General features: G+C 40.8%; 3 protein-coding genes. All 3 read left to right on the top strand.

Annotated elements, in window-relative coordinates; all coding sequences use genetic code 11:
- The first annotated feature begins 182 nt into the window (after positions 1 to 182).
- Positions 183 to 890 carry a siphovirus Gp157 family protein gene (locus ACLGGO_RS35370; RefSeq protein WP_446422821.1) on the top strand — a complete coding sequence of 236 codons (708 nt, stop codon included), beginning with the start codon at positions 183 to 185 and terminating at the stop codon, positions 888 to 890.
- A 212-nt stretch (positions 891 to 1102) separates the two neighbouring features.
- Positions 1103 to 1795 (top strand): hypothetical protein, encoded by a 693-nt coding sequence (locus tag ACLGGO_RS35375; RefSeq protein WP_446422822.1) that lies wholly within the window; start codon positions 1103 to 1105, stop codon positions 1793 to 1795.
- A 30-nt stretch (positions 1796 to 1825) separates the two neighbouring features.
- Positions 1826 to 1948 carry a hypothetical protein gene (locus tag ACLGGO_RS35380; protein ID WP_446422823.1) on the top strand — a complete coding sequence of 41 codons (123 nt, stop codon included), beginning with the start codon at positions 1826 to 1828 and terminating at the stop codon, positions 1946 to 1948.
- Positions 1949 to 1976: the final 28 nt, after the last annotated feature.

The following is a 1976-nucleotide window of genomic DNA, read 5'->3' on the forward strand; positions in this document are numbered from 1 at the left end:
CTTTGGCTGGCATATTTTTTTTGTTCTTCGGATTTCCTATTTTAATTATACCCTATTTAAATGCCGAACAGCTTATTAATCTTCAAAATTTGGAAGACGAACCCACAGCAGGAACGTTAGCCATACTCGAACACATCGAAATCATTGATGATTATTTTCACAGTTGCGGAAGGTGGTAACTCATGTATTTAGCAAAAAATTCATTAGCCAGATATTCGATACAAGCGGTCGAACTTTGGAATCAATTGGAAATGGCTGAAACTCCAGAAGAAGAAGATGCTATTCTAAAAGAAATCTGGGAAAATCAGACAGACCAGGAAATTACTGCTGACACGCAAGCTGAGTTAGCCGACCAACTAGATGCTGAAATCTGTGCGGTCAAAGCACGCTTAAAACATCTGGTGCAACTACATACTGAGGCGATTGAACGGCTGGAACGGTGGCGTCACAGTCTAGACAAAACTCTGCTATACTTTCACTCAATGGGAGTAATTTCCCAAGAAATTATGGGGCGATCGCGTCACATCCGACTCAAGGAAAATCCACCTAGCTGCGAAGTATTGGTAAATCCTGGCGACTTGCCGACAGAGTACCGGACAGAAAAGGTAGTTGTTACACCAAACAAACGCAAAATCATAGCAGACTGGAAACGAGGCGTTCCTGTAGATGGCACCCGGATTGAGCGTAAACTCAGAGTTGAATACGCAATAGTGCCATCCAATCTAACCTCTGCAACCGAAGTGATTTCTAATCGTGCTACTGCATCAAACTCTCAGAAGACTCATTCAACTACAACGCAGCGCAAATCGCAAAATACTGGACGAAAAGAAAAGGCGCAGGCAAAAAGTATTGATTCTTCCAGAAAGAGAGTGAAAACGCGAGTCGGTTAGTGGAGGATTTTCAGGCTCAAAAAGTGGCATAGTTTTCAATTTAAGCAGATAGCCATCTAATTTTTAAAGGCTATCTGCAACCTCATCTGCTTAAATTAATTGTTGTTTAAGGAATCGAACAGCTTGTAGCGTGTAATTTATAGGATACTTCATCCTGTCGGTGGGCTACCGCCCACTCAGCACCCGATAATCTATAAAATAACACCGCTCAAATGAAATGGTTGACACCAGAAGAGGCAGTTGCTGCTGCTAATCTATCGATAACGAGCGAGAAGCTAATTGAGTTCACTCTTCAATCAGAAGATGAAGAAACACTAGAGGAAAGATTTCAAAAATTAGGACTGTTATTTGACCGCGATCGCTGGAAAGCCCAAAAACCTTACTTAGCTCTACTTTCTCCCACTAAAACTCAAAAATCAATAGTTATTGCTTCATCAAATACTACCACGGAATCCAACTCAATAGATAATGATAAATTGGCAGAGAAAGATGAAGAAAATAATCGTTCTGAAACCACAGAATTCAGCAATCTGCAATCCGAACATCAAGAAGAACCTTATATCTTCAAGAAATGTACTGTAGAACTGCACCTAACATTTAAACCTGATGACGGTCATCCAGAAGGACGGGTTGTCATCATCTCAGCAAGCAGCCACGGAGATTTTCCTATTAATGAAAAGATAAGAGAGTCATTCTTAGGAGAATTACCACCACTTCTGAAAGAACTACTGAATGAGCTTGTCGCGGATTTTCCAAACCGACAGGTGCGGCGACAGATTGCTAACGCTCGTAACCAAAAGAAAAGAAGTACCAACCCAAATACAACCAGTAAAAATACTCTACCTACAACTTCTGCTACAGAAAACAAGAATAGCGGAACGCAACTCACACTGTTCGGTATTTAAGCAACACACTCACCTTTGAGAGAAAGGATAATGACTTCAAAAAACAAAGTACTCATTTCCTTCGAGGGACAACAACACCTCGTTGATGAAGAAATAGCCAATGATGATACAGCATTTCTCAGTCTAGTGAGGTACAGTAGCAACAATGAGTAAACCATCCTTTGATGTCATCTAAAGAAAC

Origin of the sequence: Coleofasciculus sp., from assembly GCF_046565525.1 — a bacterium.
GTDB lineage: Bacteria > Cyanobacteriota > Cyanobacteriia > Cyanobacteriales > Coleofasciculaceae > Coleofasciculus.

Bases quoted from the DNA above. Each gene is read 5' to 3' on its own strand.
- ACLGGO_RS35380 (WP_446422823.1), top strand. From the start codon at position 1,826: ATGACTTCAAAAAACAAAGTACTCATTTCCTTCGAGGGACAACAACAC.
- ACLGGO_RS35375 (WP_446422822.1), top strand. From the start codon at position 1,103: ATGAAATGGTTGACACCAGAAGAGGCAGTTGCTGCTGCTAATCTATCG.
- ACLGGO_RS35370 (WP_446422821.1), top strand. From the start codon at position 183: ATGTATTTAGCAAAAAATTCATTAGCCAGATATTCGATACAAGCGGTC.